The sequence below is a fragment of the Ezakiella sp. genome, from assembly GCF_034180565.1.
Classification (GTDB): Bacteria; Bacillota; Clostridia; order Tissierellales; family Peptoniphilaceae; genus Ezakiella.
Genome location: NZ_JAXFOB010000010.1, coordinates 110,082 through 134,219, shown reverse-complemented (window position 1 = coordinate 134,219; position 24,138 = coordinate 110,082). Strand labels below are relative to the sequence as shown.

The following is a 24,138-nucleotide window of genomic DNA, read 5'->3' as shown; positions in this document are numbered from 1 at the left end:
GGTATGACTGAAAAATTCGATACAAAAAAATATGTAGACGAATTTTACAAAAAAATTGCTCAAAACAATAGAATTTCCGACGAAGAAAAGCAGCGTGCGGTCGCTTATTCTCTCGGATATACCGACGAGGACATCGAACTTGGCGGAGACCTAGGTCTCGGCTGCGGCAATCCGATTCAAAACGCAAAACTCAAGGAAGGGGATTGGCTTCTCGATTTGGGATGCGGAAAAGGTGTTGACGTTTTTAAGGCGGCGCGAGAGCTAAACGGAACGGGGAAAGCTGTCGGCATTGACAGACTTCCGGAAATGATTGAAAAGGCAAATGTTATAAGGGACAAGAGACATTTCAACAATGCGGAATTTGTTGTGTCGGATATAGACGATATAAATCTTCCGGACAACACTTTCGACGTTGTCATTTCGAACTGCGTTATAAATCTTCTTGAAGACAAAGAGAAAGTTTATAGAGAAATTTTTAGAGTGCTTAAGCCGGGCGGACGTGTTTCCATTAGTGATATAATTCAAATTAAGAGTCTTCCGGAAAATATTCTCGCAGATCCGATTTTTCACGCAACTTGAGTTGGGGGCTCTATAACTTCAGAGGCTCTGAAGACGATTCTTCAAAAAGTCGGATTTATGCCTTACACAATAGTCGAGGAAGACCTGACTCCGGAATATTTAAACAAATGGGGTCACGAAGGTCTTGACGAATTTATAAAGAGGGGGAAAATTCTGGCGATAAAGCCAGAATAAAAGTGATATGATAGGACGAGTTACATTAACTTTTATATTTTTACATTTAATTGTATGTATTTTATATTTCGTCAGCTATTTCTATAAAAAGAGCGACTTTATAAGCTTTTTAAAGGGGCTTAGCTGGATAAATCTCGGAGGAGTTTTAGCTATAATCGGAATTATATATAACAAAGTGAGGAAGGCGACCGATGACATCGGAACGATGGGGATCGTCGAAATTTCACTCTTGCTATTTCTCATGTTCGGTTATTCCGGATTTATAACATACAAATTGAATTTTGAAAAAAAGACACACTAAGAGCCTGGTTCAAATATGAAACAGGCTCTCTTTTTATTTTACATAAACTTTTAAAAATGTTTTCTTTCCCTTTTGAATAATGATTTCATCTTTTAATTCTTCAAGTGAAACAGTCATTGACGGGTCGCTTACTTTTTCGTCGTTGATACTGATGCCGCCGCCTTTGACGAGGTTTCTTCCTTCACTGTTTGATTTGCAGATTCCGGTTTCGACAAGTAGATTTAGAAGACCGATGCCGTCAGCCGCTTTCGTTGCATCAAGTTCGAATTCCGGCATATTTTCGGCATTTATTTTTCCGCTGAACAGTGCGCGCGCTGTGTTTATAGCGTTGTCCGCTTCTTCTTTGCCGTGAATATCCTTTGTGATTTCATATGCAAGAATTTCTTTTTGTCTGTTGATGTCTTCTTCCTTTTCGATTCTTTCAATTTCATCAAGTGGAAGGAATGTAAGAACTTTCATAAATCTTATGACGTCTCTGTCGTCGACATTTCTGAAGTATTGATATAAATCAAATGGAGAAGTTTTTTCTTTGTCGAGCCAAATTGCATTGCCCATTGATTTTCCCATCTTGACGCCGTCGGCGGTTGTTAGAAGTGGGATTGTCATATTGTAGACAGTTGCATTTTCAAGCTTTCTTACAAGTTCGTAGCCGCCGAGCATATTTGACCATTGATCGTTTCCGCCGACTTGAAGAGTGCAATTTTCTTCTCTGTACAATTTCAAAAAGTCGTAGGATTGCATGAGCATATATGAAAATTCAAAGAAGGTTAAACCTTTGTCGAGTCTTGTTTTGTAGCAGTCGAATTGGAGCATTCTGTTTACGCTGAATTCCGTTCCGATTTCTCTTACAAAATCAAGGAAGTTGAGGTCCAAAAGCCAGTCTTTGTTGTTCATAAAAATTCCGTGTTCGCCGTCCATATTTAAAAGACTCGAAAGTTGTCTTTCGAAGCATTCCGCGTTGTGGTCGATAAATTCTCTCGTCATAAGTCTTCTCATATCGTTTCTTCCGGACGGGTCACCGATCATCGTTGTGCCGCCACCGATCATGCAAATTGCCTTATGTCCATGTTTTTGTAAATGTTTAAAAAGGCAAATTAATAGGTAGTGACCGACCGTCAATGAGTCTGCAGTGCAGTCAAATCCGGCATAAAATGTTAGTTTTCCATCATTTAATTTTTCTTCGAGCTCCTCAGGGTATGTCATTTGTTCGATAAAACCGCGCGCTCTTAATTCATCAACTAGTTTCATAAATCCTCCTTAAAAATATAAAAGCCCATGAATAAAAGGGCATCATAACGCGGTACCACCTTTCTTCATGGGATAATTCCATCTCTATAACTTTTAACGCAAGTAAAACGTATACATATTTCTTGTATAAAAAGTCCCGTCCGTATCAACGGTAATTAAATTATATATGATAAATTGCAAGTTGTCAAGTTTTTAATGTTTATTATTACTATATGTGGGGTAAGAATTAAATAGAATCATTAAAGGAGGAATTTATAATGATTGAATTAATTAAATTACCATATGCATACGATGCATTAGAACCGGTTATCAGCAAGGAAACAATCGAATATCACCACGACAAACATCACCAAGCTTATGTAAACAAGCTAAATGAATTGATTGAAGGAACGGAACTCGCAGATATGCATCCTTGTGAAATTTTGAAAAACTTGGACAAGGCTCCTGCAGATAAAAAACAAGCAATAATCAATCAAGGCGGTGGAGTTTATAACCACAATGTTTATTGGAAACAACTTGCAAAAGATGGACAAAAAGAACCGAAAGGTGAATTGAAAGAAGCTATTGACAAAGCTTTCGGCTCATTTGAAGAATTCAAAGAAAAATTTGAAAAAGCAGGCTCAGGACAATTCGGTTCAGGTTGGACTTGGCTCGTAGAAAAAGACGGAAAACTCGAAATCATGACCACAGCAAACCAAGATGCACCGATTTCAAAAGGATATAAAGTACTTCTAAACAACGACGTTTGGGAACACGCATACTATGTTGACTACAGAAACAAGAGAGCAGAATATCTAAAGAAATTCTGGGACATTGTTGACTGGAGCGTTGTTGAAGAAAGATTCGCAAAATAAAATTCCGGTTTAATAAACAGGATTTAAAAAGCTCGTCATTTATTTGGCGAGTTTTTTATTATTTACATAAATAGCGTTTTGGTCTTTAAAATAATCCTTTTATTTGATATAATTAAGTTGGAGGACAAGAATGATTTATACATTAACAGCAACATGCCATTTCGGAACAGAGGCGGTTTTAAAAAGAGAAATACTTAATCTGGGACTCGAGATAAAGAGCGTGACCGATGGGCATATAGAATTTTATGGTACGAGCGCAGATATTTTCAGAGCTAACCTTTGGCTTAGGACAGCCGAGAGGGTTCATATTAACTTGCTCGAATTTGACGCTTATACTTTTGATGAACTTTACGAGAATGTGTTCTCTTTAGATTGGGCGGAGATTTTACCGGAAGATGCAAATTTTGTAATTAACGGCAGAAGTTATGAGTCCAAACTTTTTTCAATCTCGGATTGTCAAAGAATTACTGAGCGCGCAATAATTGACAAGCTCAATTTAACATATAACAAGGATTATTACGAAAAGACCGGAAAGAAGTATAATTTCGAAATCAGTTTAAACAGAGACCATGCGATTTTATATCTAGATTCATCAGGAGCGGGGCTTCACAAAAGAGGATACAGAAAGATGCAGGGAGCGGCACCTATAAAGGAAACTCTCGCAGCAGCTATGATAAATTTGAGCGTCTGGAACAAAGACAGACCTCTCTACGATCCGTTTTGCGGTTCGGGCACGATTCCAATTGAAGCGGCGATGATTGCGAGAAATATTGCTCCGGGAATTTTAAGAAGATTTTCGTGCGAACATTTTGGATTTTTGGATTTGTCGGAGTTTAGAACTATAAGAAAAGACGCAAAAGCGGCAATAGACAAAGACTTAACTCTAAATATAACCGGGTCGGATTACGATAGAAATATGATTATGATAGCGAGAGATAATACACAAAACATCGGCGTTGAAGATATTTTTCTCTTCACAAAAGAAGTGAGAAAAGTCGAAATCGAAGATGATTACGGAGTGATAATTACAAATCCTCCGTATGGGGTAAGACTTGACGACGAGCTTCTTGACAGAACTTATGGGAATTTCAAAACCCTTATTGACAAGCTGCCTACATGGAGCACATATGTCATTACGGACTATGACAAGCTCGAAACAGTTCTTGACAGGAAGGCTGATAAAAACAGAAAGTTATACAATGGTAAAATAAAAACTTATTTTTACACATTTTTGGGTCCAAGACCGCCAAAGGAGTATTATGAAAAACTTTAACTTAGTTGATTTAAACAGCAATCTTGATGTTCTGAATTTTTTACCGGATTGGGTGAAGATTACAAGTGTGAACGGTATTGTTATTTTTGCAAACAAACCGCTTGTTAACAAGCTAAATTTCGACCCGCAAGGGATGAAGATTGACGATTTGAAGACGACAAAATTTAAAGATATTTTCAGTATTTATATTACGCCGTCGGATTTTAAAGACGAAGATATGAAAAAGTCGGATTTAAAATTTGACGGGAAAGTTTATGATGTGTCGACTGCTCCGATAAGAGATGACTTCGGCTCAATCACAGCATATGTCGATATTTATAGAGATATGACATCTTTAAAAAATATACAGAATGAAATCACATTTAAAAATGAAATAATGAATAAGGATCTCACTCTAACAAAGAAAATTCAGGAGTCGATTTTGCCGGTTGATTTAGATTTCGGAAGGCTCAAGGTCGACTATATGTATCAACCATGTGAACAGTTAAGCGGTGATATTTTTGATGTTATAAGTATAAATAAAAATATTACAAGCGCATATATTTGTGACGTTTCCGGACACGGTGTTCCGGCGGCTATGGTCACGGTTTTTGTTCGTGAGACTATGAGAAATCTACAGGATTATCACAGCAGCGCTTACGATTTGACGGAGCTTCATAGAAGATTTTTGGATTTGAGACTCGATATAAGTCAGTATCTTACTATGTTTCATGTTTTGATTGACACGAACGAACAAACTATTTCATATTCCAATGCCGGACACAATTGTCCAATGCTTTTAATCAGACAAAATGACGTTACTCGAATTGAAATGTCGGGAAAGCCGGTCTGCAGTTATTTCGAAAAGATTGATTTCAAGGAAAAGGTCATAAGATTTAATCCGGGGGATAAAATTTTACTTTTCACAGACGGCATAAAAGAAACACAAAACAAAGACGGGGAAGAATACGGCATTGACAGAGTTGAGAGCATTATCAGAAGAAAGCCGAATGATATTTTAAAGACTTTGAGAGTTTCGCTTGATTATTTTAACAGCGGCGTAAGATATGACGATATGTGTGCAGTTTTGATAGAATTTAAGGATAAAGGTGATATTTAATTGAGATTGGACAAGTTTTTGAAGGTTTCAAGAATAATTAAAAGAAGAACTGTTGCAAAGGATGCTGTTTTAAACGGTTATATAAAACTGAACGGCACTCCTGCAAAGCCGGGTTCAGAAGTGAAAATCGGAGATGTAATAAGCTTTGAAAGTAGCAGAGGAAACTCCAGATTTGTGGTTGTCGGTTTGACACAAAAAGACGAAGCATATGTGAGAATGGCAAATGAAGACGAATAGCTTATACAGACTCATTTTCGCAGCTATAATAATTATTTCTTTTGCGGCTTTTGCTGTCGGTTTTTACAACAATTTAAATGAAAAGTCGCGATTAAAAAAAGAAAAGGCGAGCCTTGAAAACGATTTGGAAGAATTAAACAGCAAACTTGAAGCGATAAATTACGATTTGGAAAATTCGGACAGTTTGCAATTTATCGAAAAAGAAGCACGAGCTCTCGGCATGATTAAACCGGGAGAAACAATTATTATAGATATGGATAAAGAAAAAGGCGGAAAAGACGAAAATACTGATTAAATCGATTGATAATTATTGGATTTAGTGGTAAAATATAGATAATATATGTCCTTGGAAACAGGCGGTTTATTAAATTTCAAAGCGAGCTTGAGACGGTGAGAGTCAGGTGAATTTAATAAACCAAAAGCCGAAACATGTTTCCCTACTGGACAATCGTTCGCTCGCGATAAGAGCATCTAAGTATTAGAAGGGTTGGCACCTACGAAGATTTCTCGTACCTTTTCGGTAAGAGGAATCTATTTTTTTAAAATCAATGGAGGTAAATATGGAGATAAAAAGTTTATTTGAAAAAGCAGTCGAATTAGATGGACAGGTTGTTGAGGCGGAAGGTTGGATAAGAAACCTTCGCGACTCAAAAAGTTTTGCATTTATAGAATTAAATGACGGAACAGATTTCAGATCTGTGCAAGTTGTAATGGATGAAAATACAGAAAATTTTGAAGAGCTTAAAAAACTTTATCTAAGCTCGGCTATAAGGGTTAAAGGTACTCTTGTATTGACACCGGAAATGCAACAACCTTTTGAAATCAAAGCAACATCAATTGAAGTTGAAGGTGAAAGTACCGCGGATTATCCACTTCAACCGAAGAGACACACGAGGGAATATTTAAGAACTATTGCGCATTTAAGGGCAAGAACAAATCTTTTCAGAGCAACTTTCAGAGTAAGAAGTGTTTTGGCTTATGCCATCCACAAATTTTTCCAAGACAGGGGATTTTTGTATGCACAAACTCCGCTCATCTCAGCTTTTGACGGAGAAGGAGCAGGGGAAATTTTCCACGTTACAAATCTCGATTTGAAAAATATTCCGAAAAATGACGACGGAAGCGTGGACTTCACAAAGGATTTCTTTGGAAAGCCTGTAAATCTTGCTGTTACAGGACAACTCGAAGGGGAAACAATGGCTCAAGCATTCAGAAACATCTATACATTCGGACCGACTTTCAGAGCCGATCACTCAAATACAAAGAATCACTTGGCTGAATTTTGGATGGTTGAACCGGAAATGGCATTTTGCGATTTGAAGGGAAATATGGATATCGCCGAAGCGATGATGAAATTTATCATAAGATATACTCTTGATAATTGTCCGGAAGAAATGCAATTTTTGGATAAATTCGTGGAAAAAGGCTTGATTGAAAAACTCGAAAAAATTGCAAACAGCGAATTTGCTCGTATAACTTATACCGAAGCGATTGACATTATAAGAAATGCTGACCACAAATTTGACGTCATACCAAGTTGGGGAGACGACCTTCAACGTGAACACGAAAGATATTTGGCGGAAGTTCACTCTGACGGACCGACATTTGTCACGGACTATCCGAAGGAAATCAAGGCGTTTTATATGAAACTGAATCCGGATGGAAAGACAGTTGCAGCTTGCGACCTTCTCGTTCCGGGCATTGGGGAAATCATCGGTGGAAGCCAAAGAGAAGAAAATTACGAAGTTCTTTTAAGTAAAATGAAAGAATTCAAATTGAATGCGGAAGATTATTCGTGGTATTTGGATTTGAGAAAATACGGCTCCACAATCCACTCGGGATATGGACTCGGCTTTGAAAGAATGGTTATGTATATGACAGGGGTTGACAATGTTCGCGACGTTGCCCTCTATCCAAGAACTGTAAACAATTGTGAATTTTAGGAGTTATTATGGAATATAATCATCAACAAATAGAAAAAAAGTGGCAAGATAAATGGGCAGAGACTCATGTCTTTGATGCCAAAGAAGATTACGACAAAAAGAAATATTATTTACTCGTTGAATTCCCTTATCCATCAGGACAAGGTCTTCACGTCGGGCATCCAAGGAGTTACACCGCTCTTGACGTCGTTGCAAGACTAAAGAGAATGCAAGGTTACAATGTGCTTTTCCCAATAGGATTTGACGCATTCGGTCTTCCGACGGAAAGATATGCGATAAAAAATCATATGGACCCGGAAGTTGTAACAAAGAAAAATATCGACACATTTAAGCACCAATTGACAAGTCTTGGTATAAGCTTCAGTTGGAACAGAGAAATTAATACAACCGACCCGAGTTATTACAAGTGGACACAATGGATTTTCCTTCAAATGTATAAAAAAGGGCTTGCATATAAGGAACAAATGTCAATAAACTGGTGCCCTGACTGCAAAATCGGTCTTGCAAACGAAGAAGTTATTAACGGTTGCTGCGAAAGATGTGGACACACAGTTGAGCACAAAGTTAAAAATCAATGGATGCTTGCGATTACCAAATATGCAGACAGACTTGTAGATGGGCTCGACACGGTTCAATATATTGACAAAGTTAAAACACAACAAAGAAACTGGATTGGAAGAAGCTATGGTGCTGAAATCAATTTCAAAACCACAAATGGTGACTCTGTTACGGTTTACACAACGAGGCCGGACACTATTTTCGGTGCGACTTATATGGTTCTCAGTCCGGAACATCCACTTCTTCAAAAATGGGATTTGAAAAACAAAGAAGAAGTTAAAGCATATCAAGAAGAGGCAAGAAGAAAGAGTGATTTCGAGAGAGCAGAGCTCAATAAAGACAAGACGGGAGTTTGTCTTGAAGGTGTAAAAGCTATAAATCCGTTTACAAATAAAGAAATTCCGATTTTTATTTCGGACTATGTTCTTATGACATATGGAACGGGAGCAATTATGAGTGTTCCTGCACACGATACAAGAGACTATGAATTCGCAAAGAAGTTCGATTTGCCGATTGTGGAAGTTATTAAGGGCGGAGATGTTTCAAAAGAAGCATACACCGATACAGCTGAAGGCGAACTTGTAAACAGCGGCGAATACAACGGTCTTTCTGTCGCTGAAGCCAAGGAAAAGATTCTCGATAAATTGCAAGAGATGGGAATTGGCGACAAAAAGGTCAACTTTAAACTCCGCGACTGGGTTTTCAGCCGTCAAAGATATTGGGGTGAACCGATTCCAATGGTTTACTGCGAAGATAAGTGGGTTCCGATGAATGAAAAGGATTTACCGCTCACACTACCGCACGTCGACAGCTATGAACCGACAGACTCAGGCGAAAGTCCGCTTGCACTAATTCCGGAATTTGTAAATACGACATGTCCTGAGGATCCAAGCGTTCCGGGAAAAAGAGAAACGGACACAATGCCGAACTGGGCGGGTTCAAGTTGGTATTATTTGAGATACTGCGATCCGCACAACGATGAAGCGCTTGCAGATTATAAAAAACTTCAATATTGGTTGCCGGTCGATTGGTATAACGGAGGAATGGAACATACCACACTCCACCTTCTATATTCGAGATTCTGGCACAAGTTCCTTTACGATATCGGAGTTGTTCCAACGGAAGAACCATATATGAAGAGAACTTCACACGGTATGATTTTGGGTGAAAACGGCGAAAAGATGAGTAAGTCCAGAGGAAATGTCAGAAATCCAGATGAATATGTAAAAGAATACGGAGCTGACGCTTTGAGACTCTATGAAATGTTCTTGGGTGACTATGAAAAGAGCGCTCCTTGGAATGACGACGGACCTAAACAACTTAGAAAGTTCGTTGAAAGAGTTATAAGACTAATGGACGTGACTGTTGAAGGGGACGAAATCAGAAAAGAACTTCTCCCGATTTTCCACATCACAATTAAGAAAGTCACAAATGATTACTTGACTCTAAAATACAACACAGCAATTGCTCAAATAATGACTCTTGTAAATGAAATTTATTTGACCGAAAAGATTAATAAATGTGAATTCAAGACACTTCTCACTCTTTTAAATCCGGTTGCGCCGCATATTACTGAAGAATTGAATGAAAGATTGGGATTTGAAAAGATGATTTGCGAATGCGAATGGCCTCAATATGACGAAGCTTTGACCGTTCTTCAAACGATTGAAATTCCTGTTCAAATTAACGGAAAAGTTATTGAGAGACTAAATATTGAAAGAGATATGGAAGAAGAAAAGGTTTTGGAACTTGCATTTGCACTCGATGATATTAAGGCAAAGACAGAAGGCAAAACAATTGTAAAGAAGATTTTTGTTCCGAACAAAATTCTAAACATTGTTGTTAAGTAGGTGAAATATGCCAATTATAATTAAACCTGAAGTTGAAGACTATATAAAAGTTGCGCTTAGAGGAGTTTATACCGGAAAATCATTTAAGAGAAGTCTTTGGATGCAAAGACTCACTCTCCCGGTTATTGCGATGTTACTTGTTCTCCTTGCAAAACCTATAATTCCAATAAATGTTGTTGTGGCTGCAGCAATTTCGGCTGTTTGGATATATTTTATACCGAAATTATTTAAGAAAAATATAAGAAAAAAGATTGAAAGAGCTTTTATGGCAAAAGCAGCCACAGACAGTTCATTTTTAAGAGAATACAAAATTGACAAGATTGAAGGCGGACTTGAAGCGTTTCGAGGGGAAAACAGATTCGTTGTATTGTTTGATAATATGAGTGAATATACTGTTGAGGACGATTATATTTATATTTTATCGCAAGACAAGGAATTTGATTTTCTAATTCCAAGCCATGCTTTTAAAACAAAAGAAGAATTTGAAGGATTCAAGGAAGCTCTTGATCGCCAAATTCAAATTGCAATTAGGATGTGATATTATTAAAAAAGCAATTATATTAGCTGCCGGCGAAGGCTCGCGAATGAAATCGTCAAAGTCGAAAGTGCTTCATATGCTTTTATTTAAGCCACTTATTATGCACGTTTTCGACTCTGTAAAAAAAGCGGGATTCGATGAAATCATAACGGTGCTCGGCACAAAAAATATCGATGAAGCATCTCCGGTTCTTGAAGCGAAGGGCTCTAAAATAGTTAAACAAGAGCTTGGCGAAGGAAAGCCGTATGGAACCGGATATGCAGTAAAACTTGCAAAAGATTTTATAAAAGAGGAAGACTCTTTGATGGTCTTGTATGGAGATACGCCTCTTATAGATGCAAAAGTTATAGAAGAATTTACTAAATTTCACAATGAAGAAAAGTCGGACATAACAGTTCTTTCTGCAATTTTGGACGACCCTAAAGACTATGGAAGAATTGTCAGAGAAGACGGGGAGTTCAGTGCAATTGTTGAAAAGAAGGAGTTGGAGCCGAACAAGACTTACACAAACGAGGTCAACTCCGGGATTTATCTTTTCAGCGGCAAGGCGTTTTTAAAAACAATCGACCTTATAAACGACAACAATCTAAAAAAAGAATATATGATAACGGACACGATAAAATATGCCAAAGAAATGGGCATGAAAGTGAGTGCGTATGTTACGGAAGACACGGACATAATTCTTGGCGTAAACGACAGAGAGGATTTGTATTTCTGTGAAAGAGCTTTGATGAAGCGGGAAAACAGAAAGAGAATGCTCTCGGGGGTTATGATTCACAATCCTGAACTCACGATGATTTCTCCGGATGTTCAAATTGAACAGGATGTTGAGATTTTCGGAGAATGTAAAATTTACGGGGAAACTGTAATAGAGTCCGGCACGGTTATTGAATCGTCGACTTTAAAAAATATGAAAATTGGAAAAGATTGTCATATTATTAATACAGTTGCAGAGGATTCAGTTGTCGGAAACGCAGTTTCGTACGGACCATATTCAAGGATAAGACCGAATTCGTTTATAAAGGACGGGGTCAAAGTCGGAAATTTTGTTGAGGTAAAAAATTCCGTTTTGGGTGAAAATACAAAGGCCGGACATTTGGCATATATCGGCGATGCCGATGTTGGGAAAGGTGTTAACATAAGCTGCGGAGTTATATTCTGCAATTATGATGGAAAACATAAACACAGAACCGTTGTAGGAGATAATGCTTTTATAGGCTCAAATGTAAATTTGGTTGCGCCTGTGGAAGTTTCGAACAACGGATTTGTTGCTGCGGGCTCAACTATCACAAAGCCTGTGGAAGAGGATGAGCTTGCTATAGAGAGAAGTGAGCAGAAAAATATTAAAGAATGGGTGAAGAAAAAGGGACTTCACAAGGAGGATTTTTAATGATGGGTTTTTTTAAAGGTATCAAGGTAATTACAGGAAATGCAAACAGAAAATTAGCTAAGGACATTTGCGAGAAAATGGGAATCGATTTACTCGACTGCGATGTAACAACTTTTTCGGATGGAGAAATAAATGTTGAAATCAACGAAACAGTTCGTGGATGCGACGTATTTATTATTCAACCGACACACAGTCCTGTAAATGACAATTTGATGGAAACTTTGATTTTGATTGACGCATGTAAGAGAGCAAGCGCAGGCAGAATTAACGCAGTTATTCCGTACTACGGATATGCAAGACAAGATAGAAAAACTCGTGCACGTGAACCTATCACAGCAAAACTCGTCGCAAACCTTTTAGAAAAAGCCGGTGCAGACAGAGTTGTTACAATGGATCTTCATGCGGGACAAATTCAAGGTTATTTTGATATTCCAGTGGACCATTTATCAGCAATTCCTGTTTTGGCTGAATATTTCAAAGACAAAATTGATGAAAATTCAACAGTTGTAAGCCCTGACTTGGGAGGAGTTACGAGAGCAAGAAATTTTGCAAACAAATTGAATTTACCGATTGCAATCATTGAAAAGAGAAGACCGAGACCGAATGTTTCCGAAGTCATGAATGTTATCGGAGATATCGAAGGAAAGACTTGTATTTTGGTCGACGACATCATTGATACAGCAGGAACAATTTGTCAAGCTGCAAAAACTTTGAAGGAAATGGGCGCAAAGGAAGTTTATGGATGCGCTACCCACGGTGTTTTATCAGGTCCTGCAATTGAAAGACTTCTCGACAGCGATTTAAAAGAATTTGTTATCACCGACTCAATTCCACTTCCGGATCTTCCTGAAATCAGAGATAAGATTAAAGTCGTATCTGTTGCAGAAATGTTTGCAAAAGCACTTACGATTATCTCAAACAACGAATCAATCAGCAAAATCTTCGACTAATGAAAGTTATTGTTGGACTTGGAAATCCGGGCGCAAAGTACGAGCTGTCAAGACACAATGCCGGGTTTTGGGTTTTGGACAACTATGCGGACAAACACAGAGTTTCGATTGACAAGGCAAAATTTAATGCTCTTATAGGTGAATTTAATAACTCGGGTGAAAAAATAATTCTCGTTAAACCTATGACTTATATGAACGAAAGTGGTGTTTCGGTTTCCGAGATTTTAAATTTTTACAAACTCGATTTGTCAGATTTAATAGTTGTAGTAGACGACATAGAAATCGAACTCGGAACTTTGCGCATAAGAAAAAAAGGCGGCAAGGGTACACATAATGGACTCAAGTCGATTTATAATCATCTTAAATCCGATGACTATACAAAGGTGAAACTCGGTGTCGGAAAATTTATGAGAGACTGCGATTTGGCGGATTTTGTACTTGCAAGGCCGCCGAAGAAAGATTCTGAAATAATTGATATTCTCGTTAATAAAGCGGTCGATTCACTTGATGCAATTCTTGACATTGGAATTGATAATGCGATGAATAATTATAATGGGAAAATAGAAATAGATGGATAAATTATTGGAAAGAATAAAAAAAGAGCCTGTTCTTGAAAGTTTTTTGAGGGCATATAATGATGGAAAATCGGCACTTATCAGCGGTGTCGGCGACGAATTTCTGGATTATCTTATAACCCTTGTAGCGGGGGAGGATAGGCCTTTTTTTGCTGTCTTTCCAACTGAAGCGGAGGCAAAACAGTTTGTTGACAGATGCGATGATAGCGAAGTTGTCTGCGACTATATGCCCCCGAGAGAAAAGATTTATTACGAAATAAAAGTTATTGACGACAAGGTTCAAAAGGACCGTATGTTAGTTTTTCAAAGAATGATAAACGGCGAAACAAAGCTGATTGCTCTTTCACTTTTCACCCTCTATGACTTTAATCTAAATTTAGATTTTTATAAAGACAAAATTATAAAAATTAAAAAAGGCGACCGATTTGATTTTGATGAACTTATTTCAATGCTTATTTCAAGCGGGTTTAAAAGGGAGCCGGAGGTTAGTTCGAGGGGCGAGTTTAGTCTTCGCGGTGATATTGTAGATATATTCCCGATTTGTGGAGACGGACTTATAAGAATTGAATTTTTTGACGATGAGGTCGACACGATAAGGCGGGTTGATTCAGACACAAGACTTTCTACTGAATATATCGACGAGGTTGAAATTTTTCCGAGCGAAGAACTTATAATCGACGATTATACAAGAAATCCGCTCATCGATGGAATTTCAAAAGATTTGGAGAAAAAGGAAAACAGAGAGGACTATAAAAAATTCGATATTATTTTAGAAAAACTTCGAGACGATTCATATTCGAGCGAACGTGAAATTTTGTTTTCATATTTTCCGGAGGAGCTTAAAGTTCGGACTTATGACTTGGCGAAGGACTATAATATTCTTTTTATTTATCCTGATTTAGCAAAGAAAGAGATTTTAAGTTATTATGAGTATTTGGACATGGAGCTCAGCCATTTATATTTAAGCCATGAAATTATGGACGAGGATATTTATGGAGACAGGCTTTTTGAGCCGGATGCGATTAAAGAAATAAAGAATCGGGCATTTTATGTTTCGGGACTTCCAAATAAGATAAATGATGTTTTGGATTTTGAACTAAAAATAAAAAGCGTTCCAAAATATGGTCGCGACTTCAATGAGATTTTTAAAGATATTTCAAAATATGAAAATGAAAAATATAAAATTTATTTGAGCGCGAGTGACGACGTAAAGAGAAAAGCTGTTGAAGAGAGATTTTTGGAACACGGATTTCCTTATACTTATGAAGACAGTGATAAAAATAATATTGTCATTACGAAGAAGTCAATAGCAAACGGTTTTGTGCTTCCAAGTATAAATTTGGTTGTGTTCGGGGATTTAAATATTTTCGGATTCGGCGAAAAAAGAGGGAAGCGAAAAAAATCCAAGTCGGCTTCGAATTTGAGAATTCAGGATATAAATGTCGGCGACTATGTAATTCATGAAGACCACGGGGTCGGTGAATACAACGGAGTTAAGACTCTCGATATAAAAGGCGTTAGAAAAGATTATCTTGAAATTTTATATAAGGACAAGGACAAACTTTATCTACCGGTCGAAAATATAAATCAGATTGACAAATACACTTCGAAAGAGGGGGCAAAGCCAAGAATTTATGGTTTGGACAGTATTCAGTGGAAAAGGACCAAAGAGAAAACCAGAAAAGCGATAAATGAGATGGCTCGCGAACTGATCGAGCTCTATGCTGTGAGAAGTAAAAAAGAGGGCTTTCAGTTCAGCAAGGACACTGAATGGCAACACGAGTTTGAAGACAGTTTCAAATATGTCGAGACCGAGGGTCAACTCATGGCAATCGACGACATCAAAGCCGATATGGAATCGAAAAAGCCGATGGACAGGCTTCTTTTGGGAGACGTCGGTTATGGAAAGACGGAAGTTGCACTTAGAGCAGCTTTTAAAGCTATAATGGATGGGAAACAAGTCGCAATGCTTACACCGACAACGCTTCTTGCGGAACAGCACACAAAAACTGCCGAAGAAAGATTTAAAAATTTTCCGGTGCGAATAAGAAATCTCAGTCGATTCAGAACAAAAAAAGAAATTATAAAAACTGTAAAAGAGCTTGCGCTTGGTCAAGTGGATATGATTATCGGGACGCATAGACTTTTATCTAAAGATGTAAAGTTCAAAGATTTGGGACTATTAATAATTGACGAGGAGCAAAGATTTGGGGTAAAACACAAGGAGAGAATCAAATCGCTTGCGGAGGACGTCGATGTTTTAACGCTTTCCGCTACTCCTATTCCTAGAACTCTTTCCATGAGTCTTTCGGGCATTCGCTCTATGTCGGTCATTGAAGAACCGCCTCACAACAGAATACCTGTGCAGACTTATGTTTTGGAATACAGTGAAAATATTATCAGAAGTGCGATTTTAAAAGAAATAAATCGTGGAGGGCAAACTTTCTTTTTGTACAACGATGTAAAGAGCATGGAAGTTATGAAGAGAAAACTTGAGGAGCTTGTTCCGGAAGCTAGATTTTTTATTGCAAATGGTCAGATGTCCGAAAGAGAGCTTGAAGATGTTTTTTATAGATTTGAAAACAAAGAATCGGATGTATTGATTACGTCAACAATTATTGAAACAGGAATGGATCTTCCGAACGTCAATACACTTATTGTTTATAACTCCGACAGATTCGGACTCTCGACGCTATATCAGTTAAGGGGAAGAGTCGGGCGGAGCAATCGCCTTGCTTATGCATATTTTACTTATGACAAGTCGCGTTCTATTTCAGAGAAAGCCATTAAAAGGCTTATGGCTATGAAGGAGTTTACCGACTTTGGAAGCGGATACAAGATTGCAATGCGAGACCTCGAGCTTAGAGGCGCCGGAAATGTTTTGGGTCTCAGTCAGTCGGGACATATGGCGGAAGTCGGATATGAACTTTATATGAAATATTTAAATTATGCTATCGGTGAATTACAAGGAAAACCTGTGCGAGAAACATTAAACACAAAGGTTGACTTTATGGTTGAAAGTGCGGTCCCGGAAGGATTTATAGAGGACATATATATAAGGATGGAGCTTTATAGACGTATTTCAGATATTCAGACATTCAAAGAAAAAGATGAGCTTGCAGATGAGATTATCGACAGATTCGGTGATATTCCGGAAGCGCTGATAAACCTTATGAACATCGGACTCATAAAGAATATTGCAAGTAAACATTTTGTAAAAAGTATAATTGAAAATAACAATATAATAAGGATGGAATATGCGCCGGAAATGCTTGATGAGATTGACATGACAAAGTTACTTAAAGACTTTCCGGACGGACTTAGATTTGATTCAAAATTGCCTATCATTAGAATTTCTGCTAAAGACAATGCAATTGATACGGTGTATAAATTTTTTAAAAGTGCTTTTGGAGTTTAGGGGGGAGAATGAAAAAATATAATCTTTTAATATTATGTGTTCTGTTTTTTATGTTTGGATGCTCAAAACCTCCGAAAGATGTGGTAGCATCAGTGAACGGCGAGTATATAACGGACGAGGAGTATGAGCCTTACAAACAAGAACTTGAAAAACTATCTCTTGGGGACAGTAAATTTTCATCTTCTGAAAAAAGTGCAATTGAAGGACTTGTTGACAGAAAAATTGTGGACATTGAATTTAAAAATGCAAATCTATATGTTGATGAATCGGAATTTAAAACGTTCAGGAAAGCTTATCTTGAAGAACTAATAGATGAAAATGCTTTTAAGGAATTTTCTGAATACAAGAGTTTAAATGAGGATGTTTTAAATGAATATTTATTAAATAAATATAAAACTCAAAAGCTGAAGGAAAAATTTGCTGAAGATTTTGAGCTTACTGATGAAAATTTGAGAAATGAATACCAAAATAAGTCCGCAAAATATGATTCATATAGAGTACAATTCATATTTATGAAGGATTTGGAAAAGATGAAAGAAAATGTTTTGCCTATGAGTTTTGGGATGGATGTTTTGGCAACTCTTTACAGTGAGGAGCCGATTTCGGCGTCAAATGGCGGAATTGTCGATGCTTATCACATAGGGGACAAGGAGCCGAAGTTCGATCTTACAATTCAATCTTTGGAAAAAGGCGAGACCAGCGATATAGTTGAAACAAAAAACGGTTACTATATTATAAAACTAATTGACATAAACAGCGGCTATGAAAACCATAAAGAAGCCGTGAAAAATAATTTGATAGATGTAAATTTTAAGCGCTATATGAATAACATAAGAAGTAATGCAAAAGTTAAAATTTATCGAGATTTGACGACTAAATAGTATTGCATTGATTATTTTTTTATGGTATAATTGTAGTCAGGATATTTTAAAGGAGGAAAAAATGGCTAATATTAAATTAGAAGCTAAGAATAGAGCCGAATTTGGTAAGAACCGTGTAAACAAATTAAGACGCGACAATCTTATCCCGGCAGCTATTTTTGAAAAAGGCAAAGAAACGTTGCCTATTACGATATCAGCAAGAGATTTTGAAATTGTATATAGAGAAGCAGGCGGAACATCAATCGTTGACGTTAATGTTGAAGGTCAAGCACATCCTACAATTATTAAAGAAATCGATAGACATCCGTTCAAGAACCAAATTCTACACGTTAATTTCCAAGGCGTAAACATGAACGAAGTAATCAAAGTTGAAGTTCCTATTGAATTTATCGGTCGTGACAGCATTAAAGCACAACCTTCTGTATTCAATGCATCATTAAACGAACTTCACATCGAATGTTTGCCTGGAGATTTACCTGATACAATTGAAATTCCTGTTGAAGGAATGCAAATTGATGATGTAATTTATGTTAAAGACTTAGAAATTGCTAAGAATGACAAAATTACAATCTTGGTAGACCAAGATGAACCTGTTTGTTCATTGTTACCACAACAAGAAGTTGAAGAAGAGGAAGAATCCACTGAAACAGCTGCCGGTGATGTACCTGTTGTTGGTGAAGAAAACAAAGAGGAAGAAGAATAATTCACTGAATTTAAGGAACCGTGACTTTTCACGGTTTTTTTATTAAAAGAGGTTTTTATGAATCAAAATAAAAAATCATCAATTGGAAAAAATGCTGCGATACTTGGCTTGGCAGGCATAATTGTAAAAATTTTCGGAGCGATTTATAGAATACCGATGACCGCACTTATTAAAGATGTGGGTATCGGATATTTTCAGTCCGCATATCCAATCTATGAAATAATGCTTGCGATATCTACAGCGGGGCTTCCGGTTGCGGTTTCAACAATAGTTTCAAGGGAAAATGCAAAAGAAAATTATTTAAATTCAAAGAAGACTTTTAAAGTCGCATTTTGGTTTATGGCATTTTTGGGCGCGCTTTTAGCACTACTTCTTTGGATTTTTGCAGAGCCGCTTGTAAATTTCTTGGGAAATCCGGGAAGCTATTATTCGATGCTCGCCCTGATTCCGGCTATGCTATTCAGTCCGCCGCTTGCTGCTATGCGTGGGTATTATCAAGGGCTTGAACTGATGACGTCGACCGCAATAAGCCAAATAATTGTACAAGGGACAAGGGTTGCAACGGGATTATATCTTTGTTATCTTTTGATACCTTATGGACTCGAAGCATCAGCCGGCGGCGCATCCGCCGGAGCCGGAATCGGAGCATTTCTTGGAGTTATGTATATGCTTCTCGTGCATAGAAAACACAACAGAGAAATAGGCGATTTGTTTAATACAAATAAAGATAAACTCATGGATTCCAAGGGAATATTAAACGAGCTTATAAAAATCGCAATCCCAATTTCAATCGGGGCCGCAATAATGCCGATTATGGACACAATCGATATCAGACTTGTCATGAAAGGGTTACTAAAAGCGGGATTTTCTGTTGAAGAGGCAAACTTGAGATTCGGATGGCTAAAGGGTATGGCACAAACTCTTATAAGTCTTCCACAAGTAATAGGTATTGCTCTCGGAGTTTCGATGATTCCGGTTGTATCAAAACTTTTTACGCTCGGAGATGGGGAAAAACTGGAAAAGAAAGTTTCCAGCATAAATAGAATAACACTTTTTATTGCATTTCCGGCAATGCTCGGGCTTTTTTCTTTAAGCGAACCGATAATCCGACTTCTATATGGTTCAACCGGTACGGAAGCAATCGAGGGCACTGCAAGAATTCTCAGAATTCTTTCAATTTCAGTTCCGGCACTCATGCTTATAAATGTAAATACTTCGGTTCTTCAAGCTGTGGGAAAAGAAAGAATCCCTGTAATAAATCTTGTTGTCGGTGGAATTTTTAAAATATTTCTAACCTATGTTTTGACACAAAGACCGGAGATAAATGTATACGGTGCAGCAATAGGAACGGTGGTTTCGTTCACGATTACAGGTCTATTGGATTTATATTTTGTCAAAAAGGAAATAGGCTTAAAACTGAACGTTAAAACGCTTGTGAGCGCAATTGCATCCGTTTTGATGGGAGGCATTGCATATGGCACTTGGAAGGTTTTAAACACTAGAATATCGCCGAACATTGCCACATTAATTGCGGTAATGGTAGGTGCTGTAGTTTATGCCGCCATACTGTTTGGAACGAAGACTGTCACGAAAAAAGATTTGGAGGAAATTAGAGAGTGAAGTTAACAATAGTTGGATTGGGATTTGGAGAAAAAAAGGGAATAACGCTTGAGGCGCTTGACACTATTAAAAATTCTTCAAATGTAATTTTAAGGACCAAGCATCACCCGACTGTCGAGCTCATCGATGAGATGGGGATTGAATACAAAACTTGCGATGAATTTTATGAAAAGGCGGATAATTTCGAGGAATTGTATAAAAGTATCGCAAAAAAAGTTTTGGAAGAAAGTAAAGAAAAAGACACTGTTTATGTTGTTCCGGGGGCACCGTCGATCCTTGAAAGTACAGCTTTTCATATTATAAAGGATGAGCCCGACGTTGAAATAGTAGAGGCAGTAAGTTTTATCGAGCCATGTGTGACTGCGTCAAAAATAGACATAGGTGAAGGTTTAGTTTTGATAGATGCGGTCGATGTGAATTTTTATAATTTAAATCCGAATTTTAATATTATGATAACACAGCTTTGGAATGAGTTTATTATTTCTGACGTTAAACTCGCTCTTATGGAAATTTACGGCGATGAATATGAAATCGAGGCGATTTATAGCGCCGGAATCAAAGGAGAAGAAGAGATTAAGAAGCTTAAGGTTTATGAGATGGACAGAGTTTTAAAACCGGACATAAGACTTTCTTTGGTAGTTCCAACTTTTAAAGGCAATAATTTTCTCGAACTTTTGAGTGAGTTGAGCACAGCGGATAATGAAAAAAATATTGATAAAGTTGATATAGATCCGGAATTAAAAACGGCGATAATGAATCTTTCCCAAAGCTATAAAAATTTAAAGAATCTTGTTGACGAAGGCTATTTTGAAATGAATGAGGTTATTTTTGCACTAAAATCGCTCAATAATGGCATATAACCGTAAAAAAATACAAAAAATACGGTAAAATATAGTAAAAAGACTTGAAAATATTTGTTATATCGGTTAAAATGGATGTAAGCGGAAGAAATATTCTTTCGTAGCGGCAATCATAAGGAGGAAGATTATGAATAAATCCGAATTAATTTCAGCAATCGCTGAAAAATCAGAATTGACAAAAAAAGATTCAGAAAGAGCTTTAAACGCATTTCTCGAAACAGTCACTGAAACATTGACAGAAGGCGACAAAGTTCAGTTGGTTGGCTTTGGTACTTTCGAAGTTAGAGAAAGAAAAGCAAGAGAAGGCAGAAATCCTAGAAATCCTGAAGAAGTTATTAAGATCCCTGCATCACTTGCACCTGTATTCAAAGCAGGAAAAGCACTTAAAGAAGCTGTTAACTCAAAGAAAGCTTCAAAGAAAAAAGCAAAGAAAAAATAACTTATGTTATGTGTTAAAGAGCAACTTATGGTTGCTCTTTTTCATTATTGTAATAAAATAGAGTTTTAATACTCATAAAAATGTGGTATTATATGAATATAAAAGAATTTTGGAGGCAAGAATGAAATTAGTATTAGTAAGACATGGACAAAGCCTATGGAATCTTGAAAATAAATTTACAGGCTGGGTCGATGTTGATTTGTCAGAGAAGGGTGTTGAAGAAGCTAAACACGCCGGTAAAATTTTAAAAGATGAAGGAATTCAATTCGACAAGGCATACACAAGTGTGCTTAAAAGGGCAATAAAAACACTTCATTTTATTTTGGAAGAATGCGATGAGCTTTGGATTCCTGAAGAAAAGTCATGGAGACTTAACGAAAGACACTATGGTGCGCTCCAAGGATTAAACAAGTCGGAAACTGCTGAAAAATATGGCGATGAACAAGTTCATATTTGGAGAAGAAGCTATGACACGCTTCCACCGGAAATAAAAAATGACAATCCGCTCAGTCAAGACGGCGACAGACGCTATATCTACAAAGATGCTGTGCCGCACACGGAAAATCTAAAAGTCACACTTGAAAGAGTAATGCCTTTTTGGACGGACAAGATTGCACCGGATTTGCTTGACGGGAAAAACGTCATTGTCGCCGCACACGGAAATAGTTTAAGAGCGCTCACAAAGCATCTTGAAAATATTTCCGATGAAGACATTATGGGACTTGAAATTCCAACAGGAAGTCCAATAATTTACGAACTGGATAAAAAACTTGAAATTGTCGACAAGAAGATTTTTAAATAATTAATGGAGGAAATATGTTATTTTGTATTACAGGAAATGGAAAAGGTAAGACAACCTCTTCAATAGGGATGTCGGTAAGAATGATCGGAACCGGTAAAAAAGTACTTTTCATTCAATTTATGAAAGGCACTGAATATTCCGAAATAAAAGCTCTAAAGAGATTTCCGGAAGCGGAAGTTCACACTATGGGAAGACCGGGATTCATAAAGAGGAATGCTGAAGAAGAGGACAAGAAGGCAGCAAGAGCCGCATGGGATTTATTTAAGGAAAAATTAAACGAAGACTTCGGTCTTTATGTACTTGATGAACTCAATGTTGCAATGTTCTATGAACTTCTACCTATGGATGAAGTTATTGAAACGCTTAAAACTGCAGCAGAAGACCATGAAATAGTAGTTACGGGCAGATATGCTCCGCAGGAAATCCAAGATCTCGCAAAGATGGTTTCAGAAATTGTTGAAGTGAAACACCATTATCAAGAAGGAATTCCTGCAAAGAAAGGTATTGAATTTTAATGGATAAAGTCCATAAGGCGTCTATATTTATGCTGCTTTCGGCATTCAGCTTTTCAATAATGCAGATTGCAGTTAAATATACAGCTCAAACAATACCTGTCGCAGAACTTGTATTCATGAGAAATTTTGTGATGCTACTGGTTGCAGGAGCAATAACTATAAAAAACAAAAAGCCACTTTATAAGGACAAGAAAAATCTCCCGCTCATATTGGGAAGAGGAATATTTGGTATGCTTGGAGTATTTTTATACTTCCAAGCAACTAAATATCTTCCGAGTGCGGAGGCTTCCGTCCTTCAAAAATCAAGTCCGTTCTTCGTAGCGATATTTGCATATATTACTATGAAAGAACCTATGAGTAAAGCGGACATCATATCAATGATAGTTGCGTTTACAGGAGTACTGTTTGTAACAAAACCGAGTGCAAGCGGATTTAATAATTATGCTATAATTGCACTTTTATCCGGCGTATTCGCCGCGATGGCATATACATGTATAGGAATGCTCAAAGGGAAAGAAGAAAGCCATACAATCATGCTTTCATTCGCAATTGTAACATGTATTTGTATGATTCCACTTATGATTGGAGACTTTAAAGTTCCGAATTTAAAGGAGATTATAGGTCTTGCCATAGTAGGAATCTGCGGAATGCTTGGACAATGGTTTTTGACCTTTGCATATATGATGGCACCTGCGGGCAAGGTAAGTATATTCAATTATACGACAGTTATTTTTACAAGTATATTGGGTTATTTTATATTCGGAGATAAAATAGATTTATTTAGCGGCATTGGAATTCTCTTAATATTTATCGGCGCATATGTTGCATATGTCGGAAAAAACAAAGTTGAAGTTCGATAAAAATATTTTTATAAATTGTAAAAATTATTAAAAAAACACTTGACAAACAAAAATTAGTATTATATAATATTAAATGTTGACAATAAATCAATCGCGGGTGTAGCTCAATGGCAGAGCTTCGGCTTCCCAAGCCGGTTACGAGGGTTCGATTCCCTTCACCCGCTCCAGTATTTGTATGGTGGATGTAGCCGAGCTGGTTAAGGCGCCAGATTGTGGTTCTGGAGACCGTGGGTTCGAATCCCATCTTCCACCCCATTGATCCATTAGCTCAGTCGGCAGAGCACTTGACTTTTAATCAAGGTGTCCCGAGTTCGAATCTCGGATGGGTCACCATATATGCGGGAATGGCGAAATTGGCAGACGCGCTGGATTTAGGTTCCAGTGCCGCGAGGCGTGGGGGTTCAAGTCCTCTTTCCCGCACCATAGTAAAATCATCGTTTTAAACGGTGATTTTTTTATTTGCTAAAATAC

General features: G+C 37.4%; 22 protein-coding genes, 4 tRNA genes and 1 pseudogene. 26 read left to right on the top strand and 1 reads right to left on the bottom strand.

What is annotated here, in order from left to right:
* Positions 1 to 3 precede the first annotated feature (3 nt).
* On the top strand, positions 4 to 579 hold the full coding sequence (locus SPI61_RS02510; RefSeq protein WP_321136561.1) for a methyltransferase domain-containing protein: 576 nt from the start codon (positions 4 to 6) through the stop codon (positions 577 to 579).
* Positions 580 to 760: 181 nt separating this feature from the next.
* Positions 761 to 1,054: a hypothetical protein gene (locus SPI61_RS02505; protein WP_321136560.1), complete on the top strand. Its 294-nt coding sequence runs from the start codon at positions 761 to 763 to the stop codon at positions 1,052 to 1,054.
* Between the two features lie 33 nt (positions 1,055 to 1,087).
* Here the strand turns inward: SPI61_RS02505 and tyrS are convergent, their stop codons facing one another.
* A complete protein-coding gene (gene tyrS / locus SPI61_RS02500) occupies positions 1,088 to 2,302 on the bottom strand; it encodes a tyrosine--tRNA ligase (RefSeq protein WP_321136559.1) in 1,215 nt (404 codons plus the stop codon).
* 254 nt (positions 2,303 to 2,556) lie between these two features.
* On the opposite strand from tyrS, the gene SPI61_RS02495 reads away from it, so the two are divergent.
* From SPI61_RS02495 to SPI61_RS02380, 24 genes and pseudogenes are all read left to right on the top strand, one after another.
* Positions 2,557 to 3,156, top strand: a complete 600-nt coding sequence (locus tag SPI61_RS02495) for a superoxide dismutase (RefSeq protein WP_321136643.1) — start codon at positions 2,557 to 2,559, stop codon at positions 3,154 to 3,156.
* A gap of 130 nt (positions 3,157 to 3,286) precedes the next feature.
* Entirely contained in the window at positions 3,287 to 4,429 is a 1,143-nt protein-coding gene (locus SPI61_RS02490) for a class I SAM-dependent RNA methyltransferase (protein WP_321136558.1), read from the top strand.
* On the top strand, positions 4,416 to 5,528 hold the full coding sequence (locus SPI61_RS02485; protein ID WP_321136557.1) for a PP2C family protein-serine/threonine phosphatase: 1,113 nt from the start codon (positions 4,416 to 4,418) through the stop codon (positions 5,526 to 5,528). Before SPI61_RS02490 ends, SPI61_RS02485 begins: the two co-directional genes overlap by 14 nt.
* The gene (locus SPI61_RS02480) at positions 5,529 to 5,765 is read left to right on the top strand and encodes a S4 domain-containing protein (protein WP_321136556.1); all 237 of its coding nucleotides are present in this window, start codon (positions 5,529 to 5,531) and stop codon (positions 5,763 to 5,765) included. It begins immediately after the preceding gene.
* Positions 5,752 to 6,060 carry an FtsB family cell division protein gene (locus SPI61_RS02475; protein ID WP_321136555.1) on the top strand — a complete coding sequence of 103 codons (309 nt, stop codon included), beginning with the start codon at positions 5,752 to 5,754 and terminating at the stop codon, positions 6,058 to 6,060. Before SPI61_RS02480 ends, SPI61_RS02475 begins: the two co-directional genes overlap by 14 nt.
* A gap of 265 nt (positions 6,061 to 6,325) precedes the next feature.
* On the top strand, positions 6,326 to 7,708 hold the full coding sequence (asnS, locus tag SPI61_RS02470; RefSeq protein WP_414601514.1) for an asparagine--tRNA ligase: 1,383 nt from the start codon (positions 6,326 to 6,328) through the stop codon (positions 7,706 to 7,708).
* A gap of 8 nt (positions 7,709 to 7,716) precedes the next feature.
* Positions 7,717 to 10,116: a leucine--tRNA ligase gene (gene leuS / locus SPI61_RS02465; RefSeq protein ID WP_321136553.1), complete on the top strand. Its 2,400-nt coding sequence runs from the start codon at positions 7,717 to 7,719 to the stop codon at positions 10,114 to 10,116.
* Positions 10,117 to 10,123: 7 nt separating this feature from the next.
* A complete protein-coding gene (locus SPI61_RS02460) occupies positions 10,124 to 10,654 on the top strand; it encodes a hypothetical protein (protein ID WP_321136552.1) in 531 nt (176 codons plus the stop codon).
* The gene (gene glmU, locus SPI61_RS02455; protein WP_321136551.1) at positions 10,575 to 12,044 is read left to right on the top strand and encodes a bifunctional UDP-N-acetylglucosamine diphosphorylase/glucosamine-1-phosphate N-acetyltransferase GlmU; all 1,470 of its coding nucleotides are present in this window, start codon (positions 10,575 to 10,577) and stop codon (positions 12,042 to 12,044) included. Before SPI61_RS02460 ends, glmU begins: the two co-directional genes overlap by 80 nt.
* Positions 12,044 to 12,994, top strand: coding sequence for a ribose-phosphate diphosphokinase (locus SPI61_RS02450; RefSeq protein WP_414601513.1), 951 nt, complete (start codon positions 12,044 to 12,046; stop codon positions 12,992 to 12,994). Before glmU ends, SPI61_RS02450 begins: the two co-directional genes overlap by 1 nt.
* Entirely contained in the window at positions 12,994 to 13,572 is a 579-nt protein-coding gene (pth, locus tag SPI61_RS02445; protein ID WP_321136550.1) for an aminoacyl-tRNA hydrolase, read from the top strand. The genes SPI61_RS02450 and pth overlap by 1 nt, the downstream gene beginning before the upstream one ends.
* Positions 13,565 to 16,987: a transcription-repair coupling factor gene (gene mfd, locus SPI61_RS02440; protein ID WP_321136549.1), complete on the top strand. Its 3,423-nt coding sequence runs from the start codon at positions 13,565 to 13,567 to the stop codon at positions 16,985 to 16,987. The genes pth and mfd overlap by 8 nt, the downstream gene beginning before the upstream one ends.
* Before the next feature lie 8 nt (positions 16,988 to 16,995).
* A complete protein-coding gene (locus SPI61_RS02435; RefSeq protein WP_321136548.1) occupies positions 16,996 to 17,868 on the top strand; it encodes a peptidylprolyl isomerase in 873 nt (290 codons plus the stop codon).
* A gap of 61 nt (positions 17,869 to 17,929) precedes the next feature.
* Positions 17,930 to 18,571, top strand: a complete 642-nt coding sequence (locus SPI61_RS02430) for a 50S ribosomal protein L25 (protein WP_321136547.1) — start codon at positions 17,930 to 17,932, stop codon at positions 18,569 to 18,571.
* 57 nt (positions 18,572 to 18,628) lie between these two features.
* Positions 18,629 to 20,191: a polysaccharide biosynthesis protein gene (locus SPI61_RS02425; RefSeq protein WP_321136546.1), complete on the top strand. Its 1,563-nt coding sequence runs from the start codon at positions 18,629 to 18,631 to the stop codon at positions 20,189 to 20,191.
* Positions 20,188 to 21,051, top strand: coding sequence for an SAM-dependent methyltransferase (locus SPI61_RS02420; protein ID WP_321136545.1), 864 nt, complete (start codon positions 20,188 to 20,190; stop codon positions 21,049 to 21,051). The genes SPI61_RS02425 and SPI61_RS02420 overlap by 4 nt, the downstream gene beginning before the upstream one ends.
* 97 nt (positions 21,052 to 21,148) lie before the next feature.
* A pseudogene (locus tag SPI61_RS02415) lies at positions 21,149 to 21,490 on the top strand (HU family DNA-binding protein); the annotation flags it as partial.
* Between the two features lie 121 nt (positions 21,491 to 21,611).
* Positions 21,612 to 22,292 carry a 2,3-diphosphoglycerate-dependent phosphoglycerate mutase gene (locus tag SPI61_RS02410; protein ID WP_321136544.1) on the top strand — a complete coding sequence of 227 codons (681 nt, stop codon included), beginning with the start codon at positions 21,612 to 21,614 and terminating at the stop codon, positions 22,290 to 22,292.
* Positions 22,293 to 22,306: 14 nt separating this feature from the next.
* Complete coding sequence (locus SPI61_RS02405) at positions 22,307 to 22,807, top strand: cob(I)yrinic acid a,c-diamide adenosyltransferase (RefSeq protein WP_321136543.1); 501 nt, start codon at positions 22,307 to 22,309, stop codon at positions 22,805 to 22,807.
* Positions 22,807 to 23,667, top strand: a complete 861-nt coding sequence (locus tag SPI61_RS02400; protein ID WP_321136542.1) for a DMT family transporter — start codon at positions 22,807 to 22,809, stop codon at positions 23,665 to 23,667. Before SPI61_RS02405 ends, SPI61_RS02400 begins: the two co-directional genes overlap by 1 nt.
* 93 nt (positions 23,668 to 23,760) lie before the next feature.
* Positions 23,761 to 23,834, top strand: a tRNA-Gly gene (locus SPI61_RS02395).
* Positions 23,835 to 23,845: 11 nt separating this feature from the next.
* Positions 23,846 to 23,922 (top strand) — tRNA-His (locus SPI61_RS02390).
* Positions 23,923 to 23,924: 2 nt separating this feature from the next.
* Positions 23,925 to 24,000: transfer RNA gene (locus SPI61_RS02385), tRNA-Lys, on the top strand.
* A 5-nt stretch (positions 24,001 to 24,005) separates the two neighbouring features.
* Positions 24,006 to 24,090: transfer RNA gene (locus SPI61_RS02380), tRNA-Leu, on the top strand.
* Positions 24,091 to 24,138: the final 48 nt, after the last annotated feature.